The following is an 18794-nucleotide window of genomic DNA, read 5'->3' on the forward strand; positions in this document are numbered from 1 at the left end:
GGCCGAAGTGGTCCCTGGGACGCAGTCCCGGGACCAACGTGTCGTGGCATGCGGACAGGTTGGGTTTCGGGTGATGGTGGACGGGTGCGCCTGACACGCCGCGCGGATAGTGTGACCGGCCGTGGCGACCATCACCTTCAACCGACCCAAGCGGGCGCTCGGGCCGTCGATGCCCCGGGGTGACCTGCTGCTCGAGTCCCCGCCGGAGATCCCGCCCCCGGCCAAGGGCCAGGGGCTGCGCGGCATCCTGATGATGCTGCCGATGGTCGCCGGTGCTGGCGCCATGGCGATGATGATGATGTCCGGCGGCGGGGGAGGCCGCGGCCCGCTCGGTGCGGTCATGGGCGGCATGTATGGCATCTCGATGCTCGGCATGATGCTCACCCAGACCGGTCGCGGCAACGACGACCAGGCCCAGGAGCTCGACGCCGCGCGCCGCGACTATTTCCGCTACCTCGGCCAGATGCGCAAGCGCGTACGCGACACCGCGCAGGAGCAGCGCAAGGCCATGCTGTGGATCCACCCCGATCCCGCCGACCTGTGGACCATCTCCGGCAACCGCCGCATGTGGGAGCGCCGCCCCGAGAACGACGACTTCGGCTCCATCCGCGTCGGGCTCGGCCTGCAGAACTTCGCCCAGCGCATCACGCCGCCCGAGTCGAAGCCCGTCGAGGACCTCGAGCCGCTCACCGTCGGCGCCCTGCGCCGCTTCATGAACACCCACCGCCGCGTGCCGTCGATGCCGATCTCGCTCGACGTGCCTGCATACCGCCTCGTCCAGGTCCTCGGCGACAGCGACGAGGCGCGCAGGCTGGCGTACGCGATGGTCGCCCAGATGGCCGCTTGGCACGCGCCCACCGAGTTCCGCATCCTGTTCTGCATCGCGCCCGACCGCGTCCACCTGTGGGACTGGGCCAAGTGGCTGCCGCACGCCCAGCACCCCACCCGCACCGACGGTATCGGCCTCATGCGCCTGTTCGCGACCAACGCCGTCGAGCTCGCCCAGCTCGCCGAGGGCGCCGCTGGCTCGCTCGAGGACGAGGCCCTCAAGCACGTCGTCGTCGTCACCGACGGTGTCGACGGCGTCAGCGCCGCCCCCTTCACCGCGCCCGGCACCACCGCGACCGTCCTCGAGATCTCCCGCGTCACCGAGCCCCCGCGCCGGCTGGAGCAAGGCACCGTCGCCATGGAGGTACGCAAGGACCCGGCCCGCCCCGACGACCCGGGCATGCTCGTCGTCCACCTGCGCCGCGGTCAGCAGGTCCGCGCCTCCGAGGTCGGCCCCGCCGACCAGCTGCCCATGGTCATGGTCGAGATGCTCGCCCGCGGCCTCGCCGGCTACCGCATGCACGGCCGTGACCTGCCCGCCAGCGACGAGGACGACATCGCCGAGGCGCCCGTCTTCGAGCCACCCAAGGACTACCCGGCGATGGTCGGCGTCGGCGACCCCACCGTCATCGACACCTCACGGGCCTGGAAGCTCCGCCCGCTCCACCAGCGCCTGCGCGTCCCCATCGGCAACGGCACCCAGGGCCAGCCCGTCGAGCTCGACATCAAGGAGTCGGCCATGGCCGGCATGGGCCCCCACGGCCTGTGCATCGGCGCCACCGGCTCCGGCAAGTCGGAGTTCCTGCGCACACTCGTGCTCGGCCTGTCGATGACACACGGCCCCGACCGCCTCAACTACGTGCTCGTCGACTTCAAGGGCGGCGCCACGTTCGCCGGCCTCGAAGAGCTGCCGCACGTGTCGGCCGTCATCACCAACCTCGAGGGCGAGCTCACGCTCGTCGACCGCATGCAGGACGCCATCGGTGGCGAGCTCGACCGCCGCATGGAGGTGCTCTCGGCCACCAACGCCAAGCTCAAGTCGCGCGACATCAAGAACCGCGAGGAGTACGAGCAGGCGCGCCAGGACGGCGAGGACATCCCGCCCATGCCGTCGCTGTTCATCGTCGTCGACGAGTTCTCCGAGCTGCTCACCGCGCGCCCCGAGTTCATCGACCTTTTCATCCAGATCGGCCGCATCGGCCGCTCGATCGGCGTCCACCTGCTGCTGGCCTCGCAGCGCCTCGAGGAGGGCAAGCTCCGCGGCCTCGACACGTTCCTGTCCTACCGCATCGCCCTGCGTACGTTCTCGCCGCAGGAGTCGCGCGTGGTCATCGGCGTGCCCGACGCGTACGAACTCCCCTCGGCGCCCGGCAACGGCTACCTGAAGTACGACACCACCAACATGGTGCAGTTCAAGGCCGCGTACGTCTCCGGCCCGTGGAAGGGCTCCAGCGCCCCCATCGCCCGCGGCAACGACGGCATCGCCGACGCGTCCGACGCCGAGGACCACACTGAGGTGTGGATCCCGCCCGTGCTGCCGTTCCTGCCCGGCTTCGTCGCCCCCGAGCTGCCGCCCGCGCCCGAGCCGAAGGCCGTCGAGCCCGCCACGCCGGCCGCGGACGCCAAGCCCAAGCGTTCCGCGCGCAAGGACGGCGACGAGGAGGAGACTCTCCTCAACATCGTCGTCGGGCGGCTCCGCGGCAAGGGCGAGTGGCCGGCCCACCAGGTGTGGCTGCCGCCGCTCGACATCTCGCCGACGGTCGCCGAGCTCCTCGAGGGATCCCTCGGCGAGGGCGGACGCCTCGTGGAGGTGCCCGGTCGCGGCCTGACCACCGCCGACTCTTCCAACCACGGACGCCTCCGCGCGCCCGTCGCGCTCGTCGACCGGCCACGCCAGCAGAGGCGCGACCCCATGTGGGTTGACCTCTCCGGCGGTGCCGGCCACCTCGGCATCGTCGGCGGCCCCCAGTCGGGCAAGTCGACCGCGCTGCGCTCGCTCATCATGTCGCTGTCGCTGCTCAACACCCCGACCGAGGTCGGCTTCTACGTGCTCGACTTCGGCGGCGGCTCGCTGGCGTCGCTGCGCGGCATGCCGCACGTCGGCTCCGTCTGCGGCCGCCTCGACGTCGACCGCGTCAAGCGCACCGTCGCCGAGCTCACCTCCCTGCTGTCGGCCCGCGAGCTCCAGTTCGCGGAGCTCGGAGTCGAGTCGATGCAGGCCTACCGTCGCGGCCGCGCCGACGGGTCGATCCCCGCCGACCGGTTCTCGTCCGACGTCTTCCTCGTCGTCGACGGCTGGCTGACCCTGCGCCAGGAGTTCGAGGAGTTCGAGGACTCCCTCACCCAGCTCGCCCAGCGCGGCCTGTCGTTCGGCATCCACATCATCGCCGCCACCGGCAAGTGGTCCGAGTGCCGCACGGCCATCCGCGACCTCCTCCAGTCGCGCGTCGAGCTCAAGCTCGGCGACTCCTACGAGTCGGAGATCAACCGCAAGACCGCCGGTCTCGTCCCCGCTGGCCGCCCCGGCCGCGGCCTGTCCAACGACTCGCTGCACATGCTCATCGGCCTGCCCCGCATCGACCACGACCCGGACCCCGAGCACCTGCCCGAGGGTGTACGCGACGCTGTCGCCGCCGTCACCAGGGCGTGGCCCGGCCCGAAGGTCGCCGAGGTCCGCATGCTGCCCGATGAGCTGCTGCCCGAGCACCTGCCGGCGCCGGCCGACTGCCCCGGACGCTCCTTCGCCATCGGCGTCGACGAGCTCGAGCTCGCCCCCGTCATGTTCGACCCCGAGGCCGAGCAGCACTTCTACCTGTTCGGCGAGCCCGAGTCGGGCAAGTCGACCATCGTCCGCACGTTCCTGCAGGGCATCATCTCCAAGTACCGCCCCGACGAGGTCAAGATCCTCCTCGTCGACTACCGCCGCTCCCACCTGGGCTTCGTCCCCGACGAATATCTGGCGGCATACTGCGCGTCCGCGTCCGCGGCCAACGAGATGGGCGAGGGCCTCGCCGCGGCCGTCGCCGAACGCCTCCCCGGCCCCGACGTCTCCCAGGAACAGCTCCGCAAGCGGTCCTGGTGGAAGGGCTCCGAGGTCTTCGTCGTCGTCGACGACTACGACCTCGTCGCCACGACGATGGACAACCCGCTGTCGGGCTTCGCCAAGCTCGTCCAGCAGGCCTCCGACATCGGCCTCCACATGGTCATCGCACGCGGCATGGGTGGTGCCGGCCGCGCCGCATACGGCGACGGCATCCTCGCCCGCATGCGCGACGCCCAGGCGCCCGCGATGGTGCTCTCGGGCCCGCGCGACGAGGGCGCGCTCGTGGGCGACGTCAAGCCCACGTCGCTGCCGCCCGGCCGCGGCACCATGGTCACGCGTGCGCAGAAGGTGCTCGTCCAGACCGTCCACACGCCGGAACCGCAGTACGACTAGTTGTCTGGGCGCGCTCACGCGCCGGGGCGCACTGCACCGACGCTCGCGCGCTTGTCGGGCGCGGGGCGACGGTCAGGGGCGCCAGTTGCGCCGACGCCCGAAGGGGTACGCCGCGTACAGCGCGGTCGCCAGCGCCGTGCCGAGGACGGCGACACCACCGAGGACCAGCGCGAGATCGGCACCGCGGCCGCCGGTCAACGGCCGCTCGTTCGGCAAGGGAGCTCGGCCGGGCGGGGGCTTGGGCGTGGGCCCGGGCGTACGCGAACCACCGGGCATGGCGGTGAGCGCCGCGTACGGGTTCACGATGCCGTGACCGAGCTGCTTGTCCGGAACGGCGGCAGGGGGCGGGTCAGCCGAGTCCTGCAGGCGCTGCTTGACCTCCGCAGGGGTGAGGTCGGGCTCGCGCTCCAGCATCAGCGCGACGACGCCGGCGACCTGAGGGGCGGCGAAGCTCGTACCGGTGTCGGTCTGCCAGGCCGCGCCGCCGGACGGCGAGCTCGGGTTCGGGACCAGCACGTCCACACCCGGCGCGGCGACTGTGACCTTCAGGCGTTCGTGCGACTGCGACTGCGGGTGGGCGACGTCCCTGGCGTCGGTCATGCCGACGGCGATGACGCCCGGATAGCTCGCCGGGTAGGGCCGTGACGCCGATGAGCCCGAGTTCCCGGCCGCCGCCACGACGACGATGCCGGCGTCGATCGCGTCCGAGATCGCCCGCTCGTACTCCGGCGAGCCGGTGCCCGCCGCCGAGATGTTGATGATGTCGACCTTCAGGTCGATCGCGCGACGGATGGCCTTGATCGTCGGCTCGAGCGGCTCGGGCTTGTTGGCCTTCTCCTCGTCCAACCGGACGGCCGCCTGCAGCGTACGCATGCCGATGATGTCCGCGTCGGGGGCGATGCCGGTGAAGTCGGTGCCCGATCCCGGCTGGGCGTTGCCAGCGATCAGGGCGGCGATTTTCGTGCCGTGCGTGCAGTCGGCCTTCTTCTCGTTGCCGTTGCCGCGGATCGCGTCCCAGCCCGCGAAGTTGTAGTTCTCCCGCACCACCTGGTGTCCGCTCTCGGCGCGCGTCAGCACCGCCACACCCTCGGTGTCGATGCCCGTGTCGAGCACGGCGATGCGTACGCCCTTGCCAGTCGCCAGCGGCCACGCCTTCTCGGCCTTCAGCCGCTCCGTCGCCCACGACGCCACGGGTGCCTGCTTCGGGTAGTCGATGCACGTGCTCGCGCTGAACGGCTCGCCGTCGCCGTCGGCCGCGTACGCGGGGTGGGCGCACACCTGGGTGAGCGCGAGACCCGCCGCGAAGGCGGCGACACGGCATACGGGCTTGGGCACGCGCACACGATAGTCAACGCAGGGGCAGAAGTGGCCTGCGCGGCTCCCTGCGCCGGCGGTGCGACCCCCTCAGTCGCGCGCGATCGGGCAGCTCATGCAGCGCGGGCCACCGCGGCCCGAGCCGAGCTCGGAGCCGGAGATCGCCACGACCTCGATGCCGGCGGCCTCCATGCGCGCGTTGGTCTCGGTGTTGCGCTCGTACGCCACCGCCACCCGCGGCGAGATCGCGAGGGTGTTGTTGCCGTCGTCCCACTGCTCGCGCTCGGCGGTGACCGGGTCGAGGCCGGTGTCGATGAGCTGGATCGGGTGGCCGATGGCCTCGGCGGCCGCGTCGAGGAAGGGGCGCTCGTCGCCGACGACCAGGTCGTCGCCGTCGAGGTGCAGCGCGCGCGCCGACAGGCGGTGGGCGACGTTGGGGTACATGACCATCTTGTCGTGGTCGACCATTGTCGCGATCGTGTCGAGGTGCATGGTCGCGCGCTCCTGGTCGATCGGCACGGCCAGGACGGTGCGGGCAAGGCCGAGACCCATGACGGTGCGCGCGAACGACTCCACACCGGCCGGGGTGGTGCGCTCGCCGACGCCGACCGCCAGGACGCCTTCGGCCATCGCGAGGATGTCGCCGCCCTCGACGTGCTCGTTGCGCCAGCCGTGGACCGGGCCGCGGCCGTCGGCGGCGAGCGGCGCGAAACGCGGGTGGTAGGTGTAGATCAGGTCGGTCAGGCGTGTCTCCCGGGCACGCGCCGGGAGCGCCAGCGACGTGATCGCCGAACGGTCGGCGAGCCACACCGACGAGTCGCGGGTGAACAGCAGGTTCGGCAGCGGGTTGATGAGGAAGTCCTCCGGCGCCAGCATCGACGTCACCAGCGTGCGCGGGCCGGCGTACTCGTCGTTGCGGAGGCCCGCCATGAGGACCTCCGCGAGCTGTTCGGGGTCGAGGTCGCCCAGGCGCTGCTTCAGCGTGCGACGCAGCGTCTCTCCCATGTGGAGGTCGTCGCTGGTCGTGAGCTCGATCGCCCGCAGGCGGGCCTCGTCACCGCGCAGCGTCTCCACGAGCAGGTCGGACAGCAGGAGCACCTCGACGCCGCGGCCGCGCAGCACGTCGGCGAACGCGTCGTGCTCGTCCTGGGCGCGGTCGACCCAGGGGATGCCGTCGAACAGCAGGTCGTCGTTGTTGCGCGGGGTCAGTCGGCGCAGCTCGTTGCCGGGGCGGTGGAGCAGCACGGTTCGCAGCTGCCCGACCTCGGTCCGTACGCCGAACGTGGGGGTCTCTCCGCTCGACTGTGAGATGTGGGTCACCATGGCCGGAGACTAGCGTTCCACCGGGCGGGCGGCGAGCCCGGCCGGGGCAGGAGCCAACCGGTAGCCTGTCTGCGACCCAGCCACCCGACCGAGGCGCCACCGTGACCGCAGACACCTACCCACCCACCGGGACGGGACTGCTCGACGCGCCCCAGGGCACGCCCTGGCATCGTTCGCCCCGTACCGCCCTCGGACTGCTGGTCGCCTCCACTCTGCTCGCCGTGATGATCGGTGCCCTCGGCGAATCGGTGATGACGCTCGCGCTGCCGCGGCGCGGCTCGTTGCTCCCGCCGTTCTCGCTGCCCGGGCGCAACCCCATCCCCTCGTGGGGCGTGGCCTTCCTCGGCTGGGGGACCGTGCTCGTCGGCGCACTCGGCACCTGGGTCAGCTGGCGTGCGCTGGACGCCGGCTGGCGCCCCGACAACCGGAAGCTGTTCGGCCTCGGGGCGCTCATGACGGTCAGCGTCGCGCTCGTGCCGCCCATGACGTCGGCCGACGTGATCATGTACGCCGCGTACGGTCGTCTCTCGGAGCTCGGCTTCGACAACTACACCGTGACACCGGCCGAGGTCCTGCGTACGCAGTTCGATCCCGTCCTGGTCGCCATGGAGGAGCCGTGGCAGGACACGGTGTCGGTCTACGGGCCGCTGCTGTGGGCGGTGATGCGGCTGGCGAACGCGCTCGGCGGCACCAACGTGCACGACATCGTGTTCTGGTTCCAGCTCATCTTCACCACGACGTTCCTCGCCGCCGGTGCCGTCACCGTCCGGGTCGCGGGCGGCGAGCGGCTCCTCCAGTCGCGCGCGATCCTCATGACCGTCGCGTGCCCGCTGATGATCTGGGGCGTGGTCGCCGGCGCCCACAACGAGTCGCTGGGCCTGTGTCTGGCCGTGGCGGGGTTCCTGTTCCTGCGCTCCAACCCGTTCCTCGCCGGCCTGCTCATCGGCACCGGCATGACGTCGAAGGCGACCGTCGGCGTGTACGGCCTCGCGATGGCGTGGGCCTACCGGCGCCGATTGAAGGCGTTCCTGCTGGCCGGGCTGGGCGGCGCGATCCCGAACGTGATCGCCTATCTGTTGGTGTTCCCCGCCGCCCTGGAGACGGCCTCGAAGAACGCGTCCTACGTGGCGGCGACGTCGTGGGCGTTCCCGATCCAGCGGTTCCTGTCGCCGTTCCTGCCGGAGGCGACGGTCTCGTCGGTGCTCGGCGTCCTGCCGTGGCTGCTCGCACTGGTCGTCGGCTGGATGCTGGCCCGCGTCCTGCCGTGGCGTGCGGCCCCCGGACTGCCCGAGGGTGCCGACCTGCGCCGCGACCCGGTGACCGTCGCCGTCCGTGCCGCCGTCGTGATCTCGGGTGCGTGGCTGCTGACCTCGGCGTACACCCTGCCCTGGTATGACCTCATGTGCTTCATGCCGATGGCACTGCTCGGCCCGACCCGACTCGACCTGATCGAGCTCGTCCGCGTGACGGCGCTGAACCTCGGCTACGTCCTCGGCCGCTACGCGCCGATGATGACACCGGCGATGGAGCTGGCCAGCCGCCGCTCGCGCGAGCTCACGTCGAACGTCGCGGTGGTGCTCATGCTCGCCGTCGTCGTCTGGTGGCAGGAGCACGCCCTGCGCCGCCGCGCCGCGCCGCCCCCGAAGGAGGCTGCGGCCGACCCGTCAGCGGGCTGACCACCACGCCGCCAGCGCCCGGGCGACGACATCCTGGACGGGTACGCCGAGCGCGTCCGCGGCGGCGCGGCAGTGCTCGAACTCCGGCTGGGCGTTGACGACCTCGTCGCCGAGCAGCCCGACCTTCACGTCGACCGCGTGGCCGTCGACGTCGACGGGGTCGGTGCGGCGGTCGAGGGAGTGGCGGCGGACCGGGTGCTCGCGTACGCCGAGGGTCGTGGTGTGCCGCACGATGGCCTCCACGAGCGACGCCCGGTCGTCGGGGGAGCACAGCACCGACAGCGTGTGGGCCGGGCGGCCCTTCTTCATCAGGATCGGTATCAACCACGCGTCGTACGCGCCGCCGGCCAGCAGCGCGTCCAGCACCGTCGGCCAGACCCGCGGGTCGAGGTCGTCGACGTTGGCCTCCAGCACGATCGCCTGCTCGGTGCGGGCGGTCCCCGAACCAGTGCCGGCGAGGAGCTCCTCGTCCCGGCCGCAGGCCGCCTCGCCCGGAGAACGGACCTCCACGGTCTCAGGGCAAGCGGTCTCCGAGCGAGCGCCATCGAGACGAGGGGACCCCACCAGCACCCGCACCAGGTTCGCGACACCCTCAGGATCCCGCGTACCCGCGCCGGACCCAGCCTGATCTGGGACCATCGCCGGGGGCGCGCCGAACTCCTCGCACCACGCCGCGAGCATGGCCACGCCCGTCGGCGTCGCCATCTCCATCGCGACCGGTCCGCCGGTGACCGGGATGCGCGCGGCCCGGGCGAGCTGGGTGACTGCGGGACCGGGGACGGGGATGCGGCCGTGCGCGCCGAGGACCTGGGTGCCGTGGCCCACGGTGACCGGCGAAGCGGTGAGCGTGTCGACGTCGAGGTCAACCAGCGCGGCGGCGCAGCCGACGACGTCGCCGATCGCGTCGAGCGAGCCCACCTCGTGGAATTCGACGTCGTCGGGGTCGATGCCGTGGACCGCGCCCTCGGCGTACGCCAGTCGCTCGAACGCCGCGTGGGCCAACGCGAGGACGCGCGGGTCCAGGTCGGCGTCGTCGAGCAGGCGGCGCACCTCGCGCCACGGTCGGTGCGGGTGGGCGTGCGCGTGGTTCGGGTGGTGGTCGTGCGGCAGGCCGTCGGCGGCGCGCGCGCTGGTGGTGTCGACGACGGTCACCTTGGCGCAGTCGATCTGATGGCGTTGCGTACGCTCAACCCGCACATCCAGCACCGGCGCGACGGCGCGCACGGCCTCGCGTACGCGCTCGTGCGAGGCGCCCGCGTCGAGCAGCGCGCCCAGCAGCATGTCGCCGGCGATCCCGGCGGAGCAGTCGATCCAGGCGATCATCGGGCGGCTCCTCGGGCGATGCGAGCGGCGTGGACCCCGGCGGAGAATCCGTTGTCGATGTTGACGACGGTGACGCCGGGCGCGCACGAGTTCAGCATGCCCAGCAGCGCCGACAGCCCCTGGAAGCTCGCCCCGTAGCCGACCGACGTCGGCACCGCGACGAGCGGTACGCCGACCAGACCGCCGACGACCGATGGGAGTGCGCCCTCCATGCCGGCGACGACCACGACCGCGTCGGCGTCGGCGAACTCGGCGCGGGCGTCGAGTATGCGGTGCAGGCCGGCCACGCCGACGTCGTCGATGCGGCGTACGCCGGCGCCGAACACGCGCACGGTCAGCGCGGCCTCGGCCGCGATGGGCGCATCCGACGTCCCGGCGGCGATCACGGCGACGGTGCCGCGGGGTTCGGGCAGCGGGCCCAGCGTCGCGCAGCGGGCCACCTCGTCGATGGCCGTGCCGGGCAGGTCGGCGGTCACCGCGGCCAGGTGGGCGGTGTCCAGACGCGTGGCCAGCACCGCCCGAGCGGGGTGCGCCTCGTGGAGGCGCCGCAGCAGGTCGACGACCTGGTCCGGGGTCTTGCCCGCGCCGTAGACGACTTCGGGGTCGCCGGTGCGTGCGGCGCGGTCCAGGTCGGGTCGGGCCCAGCGGTCGGTCATGGGGACGACCCTAGTGGGGCCACGTCGACGAGGTGGATCCCGACCACGCCGCCCCAGCTGGGCGCCTGAAGGCTGGGAACGCGGGTACGCGATCGCCGGACGCGGCTAGCCTGTCGCCCATGCCCGGAGTCCCGCCCGCCCAGTTCGGTTATCTCGGTCCCGAGGGGACCTTCACCCATCAGGCCCTGCTGTCGTTGCCCGTCCTCAACGGCGAGCCGATCCCGTACGGCTCCGTCGTGCTCGCGCTCGAGGCGGTCCGCTCGGGCGAGGTCGGCGCGGTGCTCGTGCCCATCGAGAACTCCGTCGAGGGCGGGGTCTCGGCCACGCTGGACAACCTCACGTACGGCGACCCGCTGGTGATCACGCGCGAGCTGCTCCTGCCCGTTCAGTTCAACCTGTACGCGCGCCCCGGGACGCGTCTGGCCGACGTACGCCGCGTCGTGACACACCCGCACGCCTCGGCGCAGTGCCGCGGCTGGCTCGCGGCGAACCTGCCGCAGGCCACCGTCAGCGAGGGCGGCTCCACGGCGGCGGGTGCGGCGGAGGTCGCCGATCCGGAGTCGCGCTACGACGCGACGATCTGCGCCGAGATCGCCGGCCGCATGCACGGCCTCGAGGCCGTCGCCACCGCGATCGCCGACAACACCGAGGCGTTCACCCGGTTCGTGCTCGTGTCCAGGCCGGCCGCCCCGCCGCCGTCCACCGGCGCGGACAAGACCACGATGGTCGTCTTCCTGCCCGATGACGAGCCCGGCGCACTGCTGCGCATGCTCGAGCAGTTCGTCAGCCGCGGCGTGAACCTGTCGCGCATCGAGTCGCGGCCCAGCCGCATGACGCGCGGAACGTACAGCTTCTCGATCGACGCCCTCGGCCATGTCGAGGACGCTCGCGTGGCGGGCGCGATCAAGGGCCTGCACCGCACCATGCGCGAGGTCGTGTTCCTCGGCTCGTACCCCAGCGCCGACGGCGTACGCCCCGACCTGCGCGCGTCGCACACCGACCGCGCCTACCGCGACGCGGAGGCCTGGCTGCAGCGCGTACGCAATCCCGAGGGCTGACCTCTCTCCGAGCGTGATCAGGCCCTGCTCTCCGAGCGAGCACCAGCGAGACGAGGAGCACCCGGTCGGTGGTCCTCAGCGGCGCGGCAGCATCAGCTGCAGCGTGCCGGGCATGACCTCGGCGACCATCTTCTGGCAGCGGCCCTCGGTGTCGCCGTCGAGCTGGTAGGCGTCACGGCGGTCGGCGACGATCTCGACCCGGCGGGCCTGGATGAGATCCATGCGGTCGTCGCCGCCGGCCTGCGCGCGGCGGGTGAGGACCTTGCGTGTGAGCCGGGCCCAGTCGGCGACCGTACGCGGGCTCGCGACGAGCAGGTCGAGCAGCCCGTCGTCGGCGCGCGCCCCGGGGATGATCTGGATGCCGCCCTGAAGGATGCCGACGTTGCCGACGAGCAGGACCGACGCGCGGCGTCGGAACGGCTCGCCGTCGTCGACGGTGATGGTGACCGGCAGCGGTGGGTGGTTGGCGTTCTGGGCGGCGGACAGGAAGTAGGCGCCGGAGCCGACGACCTTCTTCAGGTCGGCGTCGGTCTTCTCCATGATCGCCGCGTCGATGCCGATGCCTGCCATGACGGCGCACGCCTCGCCGTCGTCCTCGTCGTCGACGGTGATCCTCACCAGGTCGGTCGGCGTCGGGACGCCGTCGAACGCGACGCGGAGGGCCGACGGCTCGTCGAGCGGGATGCCGAGGTTGCGGCACAGGAGGTTGCCGGTGCCGGCGGGGATGATGCCGAACGGGATGCCGGTGTCGGCGAGCTCGTCGCAGATCACGCGGATCGTGCCGTCGCCACCGGCGCCGAGCACAAGGTCGACCTTCTTGCGGACGGCGACCTGCGTCATCTGGTGGCCGGGGTCGTGCCTGGTCGTCTCGAGCCAGATGGGTCGATCCCAGCCGCGGGACTCGAGCTCGTACTCCACGTGACGCTGGAACGTCGCCCGGTCGAGCACCTTCGTGGGGTTGTAGACGATCGCGCACCGCTTCGGCGGGGTGCCCGGCTCGGGTTCGGGGGTCGGGCGGTGGAGGACGGCCTGCTCGATCGCGCCGATGGGGTCCTTCGGGAGGACGCGTACGCTCGCCGCGACCAGGGCGACCGACGTGACCGCCGCGCCGTACAGGACGCCGCCGACGATGTCGGAGAACCAGTGGGCGTTCATGGCCCAGCGGTCCATGCCGACCAGCACCAGCAGCGCGACCGCGATGCCGCGGCCCCACCACTGCACGGTCCGCGACTGGCGAGTGACCGTCAGCGTGGCCACGACCATGGCACCGACGACCGTCACGGCCACCATGTGACCGGAGGGGTACGCGTAGCCCGAGTGGGTTATGACCCGCAACGGGGTGTCCGGCCTGGCGCGGTGGAGGACGAGCTTGAGCAGCAGGTAGCCGCCCCAGCCCAGCACGATCGCGAGGGCCTGGGCGATGGCGAGGTTGCGCATGCGGCGCTGGTTGGCCCACACCGCGATGCCGCCAAGCACGGCGAAGAGGATCCATGGGTGGAACGTCAGCGCGAACGCCGACGCGATCTGGGCGACGGGGGAGTCGGGGACGAGCCCCCGATGGACCGTCGCGCGGTCGATGCCGTCGAAGACACCGAGGGCGACGAGAAGCGTCCACGCGACGGCCGCGGTGACGGTCGCCGCGGTGATCGCGGTCGCGTACGGACTGGGTCTGCGGGTCACTTCTGAAGTCTACGGGGCGCAGCGGTCGGGGCCCCGTGGCGGTCGTTCGGCATCCACGGTCCAGGACTCCTGGTCCTTCGAAGGGGCGGGCCAGTCTGGTGCGGGCGTCCACCCCGGTGGAGGCTCAGAGCCTTCGGGGGCCGGCGGCCAGCCGGGTGGCGGGCTCGCAGACTCGGGATAGAAGTCGTGGCTCGAACGCTAGGCTGGCGGGGTGATCGATCCGAAGCTGCTGCGCACCGACCCTGACAAGATCCGCGCCTCGCTGGAGGCCCGCGGGGAGGACTCGTCCGTCGTCGACGAGCTGCTCGCGCTGGAGGAGTCCCGCCGCTCCAACATCACTCGCTTCGAGGAGCTGCGTGCGGAGCAGAAGGGCATGGGCAAGCAGGTCGCGAAGGCCCAGGGCGACGAGAAGCAGGCGCTGCTCGCGCGTACGAAGGAGCTCGCCGCACAGGTCAAGGAGGCCGACTCCGCGGCCAAGGGAGCCGAGGCGACGTTCGAGGAACGCCTCAAGCAGCTGCCGAACCTCGTCTTCGACGAGGTCCCGCGCGGCGGCGAGGAAGACTTCGCCGTCCTCGAGGAGATCGGCACGCCCCGCGACTTCACCGCCGAGGGCTTCGAGCCGAAGGACCACCTCGAGATCGGTGAGATCCTCGGCGCGATCGACATGGAGCGCGGCGCGAAGGTGTCGGGCTCGCGGTTCTACTTCCTGACCGGTGTGGGCGCCCAGCTCGAGCTGGCGCTGCTCAACCACGCGATGGCGAAGGCCACCGAGTGGGGCTTCACTCCGATCCTGCCGCCGGCGCTGGTGCGCCCGGAGTCGATGGACGGCACCGGTTACCTGGGCCAGGGCTCGGGCGACGACGTCTACCACCTGCCCGCCGACGACCTCTATCTCGTGGGCACCTCCGAGGTCGCGCTGGCGGCGTACCACCGCGACGAGATCCTCGAGGCCGACTCGCTGCCGCGCAAGTACGTCGGCTACTCGCCGTGCTACCGCCGGGAAGCCGGCTCGTACGGCAAGGACACTCGCGGCATCTTCCGCGTGCACTGGTTCGACAAGGTCGAGATGTTCGTCCACTGCGACCCGGCCGAGGCCGAGGAGATGCACCAGAAGCTGCTCGGCTACGAGAAGGACTTCATCTCGTCGCTGGAGATCCCCTTCCGCGTCATCGACGTCGCCTCGGGTGACCTGGGCCTGTCCGCGGCGCGCAAGTTCGACTGCGAGGCCTGGCTGCCGACGCAGGAGAAATACCGTGAGATCACGTCGACGTCGAACACGACCGACTTCCAGGCCCGCCGCCTGCACATCCGTGGCCGCTTCGCCGACGGAGTACGCCCGCTGGCGACGCTCAACGGCACGCTGTGCGCCATGACGCGCATGATCATCATGATCCTCGAGAACCACCAACAGGCCGACGGCTCCGTACGCGTCCCCGCCGCGCTCCGTCCGTACCTCGGCGGGCGCGAGGTCCTGACCCCTGCCGGTCGGTAGGGTCGGCGCGTGACTTGGCGCCCCCGACTCGTTGCCCTCGACATCGACGGCACCCTCGTCGACCATGCCGGCGTGCTCCCGCCCTCGGTGTACGCGGCCGTACGCCGCGTGGTCGACGCCAGCGTACCCGTCGTCCTCAGCACCGGACGCGGCTGGCACGCCACCCGCCCGGTCTTCGAGGCGCTCGACCTGCCCGCGGGGTACGCGGTGTCCTCCAACGGCGCGGTGGGGGTCTGGTACGACCCGGCGTCCGGTGAGGGCGGCGAGGTCGTCCACGAGGTCACGTTCGACCCCGCCGCGGTGATTGACCGTGTGGCCGAGCGCGCCCCGCACGCGTTGATCGCGACCGAGGTCGTGGGGGAGGGCTACCGTGTCTCGGGCGCGTTCCCAGACGGGGATCTCCACGGCCAGGTCTGGCATGAGTCGCTCGACGAGCTGCGCTCCCGGCCGGTGACGCGCGTGATCGTGCGCGACCCGGGGTCGAGCGACGAGGACTTCATCGAGCTCGCCGAGGCCCTGGGCCTGCACGGCGTCTCCTACTTCATCGGCTACTCCGCCTGGCTCGACATCGCACCCGAGGGCGTCCACAAGGCCACCGGCCTGAGTTTTGTGTGCGAGAAGCTGGGCGTCGACTCCGTCGACGTGCTGGCGCTCGGCGACGGGCGCAACGACATCGAGATGCTCCAGTGGGCCGGTCGCGGTGTGGCGCTCGGTGACGCGCCCGACGAGGTGAAGGCGGCCGCTGACGCGGTCACGGGTCTGTTCGTCGACGACGGCACCCCGGACGAACTCGCGCGCTGGTTCCCGGCTGGTTGACCTTCGTTCTCTGTAAGTTCACCTGTAGGCGTTGACCCTTCAACCGAGTGCGTTGAGGCTTCAACGGATCAGATGTCACTGATCTCCCGTGTCTTGACACGGGTTTGCGGAGCGACTGGCCACGTTGCCTGTGCCTCCCCCTTCACGAGCCTGAGTACGGGTACTCAGATTTGCTTGGGTGCTTTACCTACGAAAAGACGGGTAGGGCGGCTTACCTTGTACGTCAGGCGCCCATGTTTGTGAATGCGAACATTGGAGCCGCGGGAGAAATCCCGCGAAATCGGGGGATCTTCAGGGGAACCACCGAGGGGACACGTCCCGTCGGACTCACCAGAAGACGCAGACACGATGGGGGAAACACCATGAACGCCGCTCGCTCCACGACCGTGAACGACACCGACGTGCGCAGCTGCATCGAGCACGCGTCGCTGTTCCAGCACCAGCTTCTGGAGGAGCCGCCGACGGCATCCGCCCCGGCCGAGACCCGCCGCGAGCACATGATGCTCGCCCGCAAGGCCGAGAACCTCTGCCACGAGTGCCCGCTGATGCAACAGTGCCTGTACAACGCGGTCGTGAAACACGATGTCGCCGGCGTCGTCGCCGGCACCAGCGAGCGGCAGCGCCAGGAGATCCGCAACCGCCTGCGCATCACCGTCGCCGCGGAGGACTTCGACACCCTTGCCGGTGTCACCGCCCGCCACCGTCAGGTCGACCACGACGAAGTCGTCCGCCTCCGCAACGCCAACCCGCACGAGAGCCTCGAGACGCTGGCCCACCGCCTCGGCTGCTCGCTGTCGACGGTCAAGCGCCACCTGCGCAAGCACCGCAACGAGAAGCGCGACCCCAAGCCAGTCAAGAAGTTCGTGCCGTCGGTGGCCCAGGTCATGCAGGCCTACCACGAGGTCGTACGCCGCAGCGCCCCGCGCCGCGTCGCCTGATCACCCCACGCTACAGCCCCGCATCGTCGATGCGGGGCTGTCGTGTTTCAACGGGCGTGGTGTCCGGCGTGCGTGTCACACATCGACTCCCGCCCGTTCATGTGCGCTGCGCTCCGTGACGGTGGGGAGCGGCGTGGATGTGGGGGTGTGAGGTTGACTTTGCTCCGCTGGATGACGTCGTACAGGCCGTGCGGTCGACCACCAGGCGCGGACGACGGCGAACGACGCCGCGTGAGGGTGAGCGCGTACGGATCACTGCCGGGGGACGCGCACGAACGGCGCGTCCGGCTCGGTGATCTCGTGGTCCTCGATCCACTCGGTGTCGCACCCCGGGCAGCGGTACACCGGTGCACCCTGACAGGTGTCACCGGTCTCGATCTCGCCGCAGCCGTCGTCGCACGGGTGCGAGACGAGGAACTTCGCCACGATCAGAGATACATGCCGGACTGGCCCTGACCGCCCCCGGGCTGGGATTCCGCGGGCGGGGTCTGGCCCTGGGGCAGGGCGCGGTGCATCTGCTCCAGCTGAGCGCGTGCGGCCATCTGCTGGGCGACCAGCGCGGTCTGGATGCCTTGGAAGAGACCCTCCAGCCAGCCCACGAGCTGGGCCTGGGCGATGCGGAGCTCGGCGTCCGACGGTGTGGAGTCCTCGGCGAACGGGCGGGCGATGCGCTCGAGCTCGTCGGCGAGCTTGGGGTCGAGGCCGTCCTTGAGCTCGGCGATCGACGCCGCGTACACCTCGCGCAGGCGCTTGCGCGACGCATCGTCGAGGGGTGCGGACTTGATCTCCTCCAGCAGGGTGCGCGTCATGTGCCCGATGCGCATGACCTTCGCCGGCTCCTCCACCATCGACCCCATAGGGTCGCCGGAGCGGTCCTCGGTGGCCATGGCGCGGGAACTGACCACCGTCACGCGACCGTCCTCGTCGGTGGCCACCACGGTGGGTTCCTCGGTCTGGTCGTTCTGCTCGGGTTCGCTCATGGGCTCCAGTCTAGGTGCAGGCGTACGCGGGGTCCGGGCTCACAGCGGCGCCCGGTCTTCAGCGTGCGTCCTGAGCGACGGGCCGCGTACGCCGCCTCCGGGCGATCAACACCGCGCTGACGAGCGCGATGAGCACACCGACGCCGCCACCGGTCAGGTAACCCGCCCGCCAGCCGAGGTGGTCGATCGCCAGACCGATGGACGGCGAGCCGATCGCGGAGCCGATGGTCATCATGGAGCCGTGCCACCCGAAGGCCTCGCCGCGGGCGCGGGCGGGGACGAGAGCGGACAGGGCCTCGCTGCCGGCGGTCAACGTCGGCGCGCAGAACAGCCCGGCGATCACCAGCAGCAGCGCCATGGTGAGGTCGGAGCGGGCGTATGCGGCAGGGATGGTGAACGCGCCCAGCCCGAGCAGCAGCACCCACGGCGGGACCGACCGCTGGCTGGCGCCGTAGAGGAACCCGCCCACCGCCGAACCCAGGCCCCACAGCGACAGCACCCAGCCGATGGACGGCTGGTGACCGAGCGCGCGCAGGCCAGCGACGATGGTGAGGTCGGAGGCGCCCAGCACGAACGTGGCGGCGCTGGCCATCAGCATCACGGCGACCACCGGAGCGCTGAGCCAGCCCCGCGGGGCCTCGGCGCCCTCGTCGGAGCGACCCTCGCCGCCGAGCCGCGGGTTGACCATGAAGATCACCCACGCCGCCGCGACCGACACCAGCTCGAACATCATGAGCGCCCAGCCGGTGTGCCAGACCGTGCCGACCCACACGGCCAGCGCGGGGCCAGTCATGAACGACATCTCGACCAGCACGGCGTCGAACGCCAGCGCGGTCTTGCGTTGTCTCTCGTCGACCGCGGCGATGAGCGCGTTGCGGATGATCGAGAAGCTCGGCACGGCGAAGAGCCCGGCGACGATGACGAACGCCATCAGCGCCCAGTATCCCACGAAGGGCGCGATCACCCAGCAGACGGGGAGGACGACCAGCGAGGGCAGGAGCGTACGCCGCAGCCCCAGCCGGTCGAGCATTCGCCCGCGCCACGGCCCGGCCAGTGCCACGGCGAGCGTGCCGGCGGTCGAGACCATGCCCGCGGCGCTGTAGCGGGGGTCGAGCTGGTTGACCACGTGCACCGTCAGCAGCACGATGCCGCCGAAGAAGGGGGCGCGGACGAGCAGGCCGAGGAGGAGGATCTGCCGGGCCGCGGGGATCGCCCACACGTCGCGATAGACCGAGAGGTTCACAGCCGGATCCTAGGCTGCCTCTCCGACAAAC

The 18794-nt window shown here is 71.3% G+C and carries 14 protein-coding genes; 6 read left to right on the top strand and 8 right to left on the bottom strand.

Annotation, left to right across the window (positions count from 1 at the left end):
* Positions 1-121 precede the first annotated feature (121 nt).
* Entirely contained in the window at positions 122-4264 is a 4143-nt protein-coding gene (eccCa, locus tag ACYVGD_RS15720; protein ID WP_460744729.1) for a type VII secretion protein EccCa, read from the top strand.
* Positions 4265-4336: 72 nt separating this feature from the next.
* On the opposite strand, the gene ACYVGD_RS15725 is transcribed toward eccCa, so the two are convergent.
* Both ACYVGD_RS15725 and ACYVGD_RS15730 read right to left on the bottom strand, forming a co-directional pair.
* Positions 4337-5599: a S8 family serine peptidase gene (locus ACYVGD_RS15725; protein WP_460744730.1), complete on the bottom strand. Its 1263-nt coding sequence runs from the start codon at positions 5597-5599 to the stop codon at positions 4337-4339.
* 69 nt (positions 5600-5668) lie between these two features.
* Positions 5669-6901, bottom strand: a complete 1233-nt coding sequence (locus ACYVGD_RS15730) for an arginine deiminase (protein ID WP_460744731.1) — start codon at positions 6899-6901, stop codon at positions 5669-5671.
* Positions 6902-7002: 101 nt separating this feature from the next.
* Between ACYVGD_RS15730 and mptB the strand changes: the two genes are divergently transcribed.
* A complete protein-coding gene (gene mptB, locus ACYVGD_RS15735) occupies positions 7003-8577 on the top strand; it encodes a polyprenol phosphomannose-dependent alpha 1,6 mannosyltransferase MptB (protein WP_460744732.1) in 1575 nt (524 codons plus the stop codon).
* Here mptB and larC read toward each other — a convergent pair.
* Both larC and larB read right to left on the bottom strand, forming a co-directional pair.
* Positions 8566-9900, bottom strand: coding sequence for a nickel pincer cofactor biosynthesis protein LarC (gene larC / locus ACYVGD_RS15740; RefSeq protein WP_460744733.1), 1335 nt, complete (start codon positions 9898-9900; stop codon positions 8566-8568). The two genes, mptB and larC, sit on opposite strands and share 12 nt — an antisense overlap.
* On the bottom strand, positions 9897-10556 hold the full coding sequence (gene larB, locus ACYVGD_RS15745) for a nickel pincer cofactor biosynthesis protein LarB (protein ID WP_460744734.1): 660 nt from the start codon (positions 10554-10556) through the stop codon (positions 9897-9899). Before larB ends, larC begins: the two co-directional genes overlap by 4 nt.
* Positions 10557-10675: 119 nt before the next feature.
* On the opposite strand from larB, the gene pheA reads away from it, so the two are divergent.
* Positions 10676-11614 (top strand): prephenate dehydratase, encoded by a 939-nt coding sequence (gene pheA, locus ACYVGD_RS15750; RefSeq protein WP_460744735.1) that lies wholly within the window; start codon positions 10676-10678, stop codon positions 11612-11614.
* 75 nt (positions 11615-11689) lie between these two features.
* Here the strand turns inward: pheA and ACYVGD_RS15755 are convergent, their stop codons facing one another.
* Positions 11690-13294, bottom strand: coding sequence for a bifunctional phosphatase PAP2/diacylglycerol kinase family protein (locus ACYVGD_RS15755; RefSeq protein ID WP_460744736.1), 1605 nt, complete (start codon positions 13292-13294; stop codon positions 11690-11692).
* 211 nt (positions 13295-13505) lie between these two features.
* Here ACYVGD_RS15755 and serS point away from each other — a divergent pair, with 211 nt between their 5' ends.
* From serS to ACYVGD_RS15770, 3 genes are all read left to right on the top strand, one after another.
* A complete protein-coding gene (gene serS, locus ACYVGD_RS15760; protein ID WP_460744737.1) occupies positions 13506-14786 on the top strand; it encodes a serine--tRNA ligase in 1281 nt (426 codons plus the stop codon).
* 9 nt (positions 14787-14795) lie between these two features.
* Positions 14796-15602, top strand: coding sequence for an HAD family hydrolase (locus ACYVGD_RS15765; protein WP_460744738.1), 807 nt, complete (start codon positions 14796-14798; stop codon positions 15600-15602).
* Between the two features lie 362 nt (positions 15603-15964).
* On the top strand, positions 15965-16540 hold the full coding sequence (locus ACYVGD_RS15770; RefSeq protein WP_460744739.1) for a WhiB family transcriptional regulator: 576 nt from the start codon (positions 15965-15967) through the stop codon (positions 16538-16540).
* Positions 16541-16792: 252 nt separating this feature from the next.
* On the opposite strand, the gene ACYVGD_RS15775 is transcribed toward ACYVGD_RS15770, so the two are convergent.
* Genes ACYVGD_RS15775 through ACYVGD_RS15785 form a run of 3 tightly spaced genes read right to left on the bottom strand, consistent with a single transcriptional unit; the run spans position 16793 to position 18763 of the window.
* A complete protein-coding gene (locus ACYVGD_RS15775) occupies positions 16793-16966 on the bottom strand; it encodes a hypothetical protein (RefSeq protein ID WP_460744740.1) in 174 nt (57 codons plus the stop codon).
* A 2-nt stretch (positions 16967-16968) separates the two neighbouring features.
* Positions 16969-17520, bottom strand: a complete 552-nt coding sequence (locus ACYVGD_RS15780) for a bacterial proteasome activator family protein (RefSeq protein WP_460744741.1) — start codon at positions 17518-17520, stop codon at positions 16969-16971.
* Between the two features lie 58 nt (positions 17521-17578).
* Entirely contained in the window at positions 17579-18763 is a 1185-nt protein-coding gene (locus ACYVGD_RS15785; RefSeq protein WP_460744742.1) for an MFS transporter, read from the bottom strand.
* Positions 18764-18794 lie beyond the last annotated feature (31 nt).

The organism is Mariniluteicoccus endophyticus (assembly GCF_054780035.1).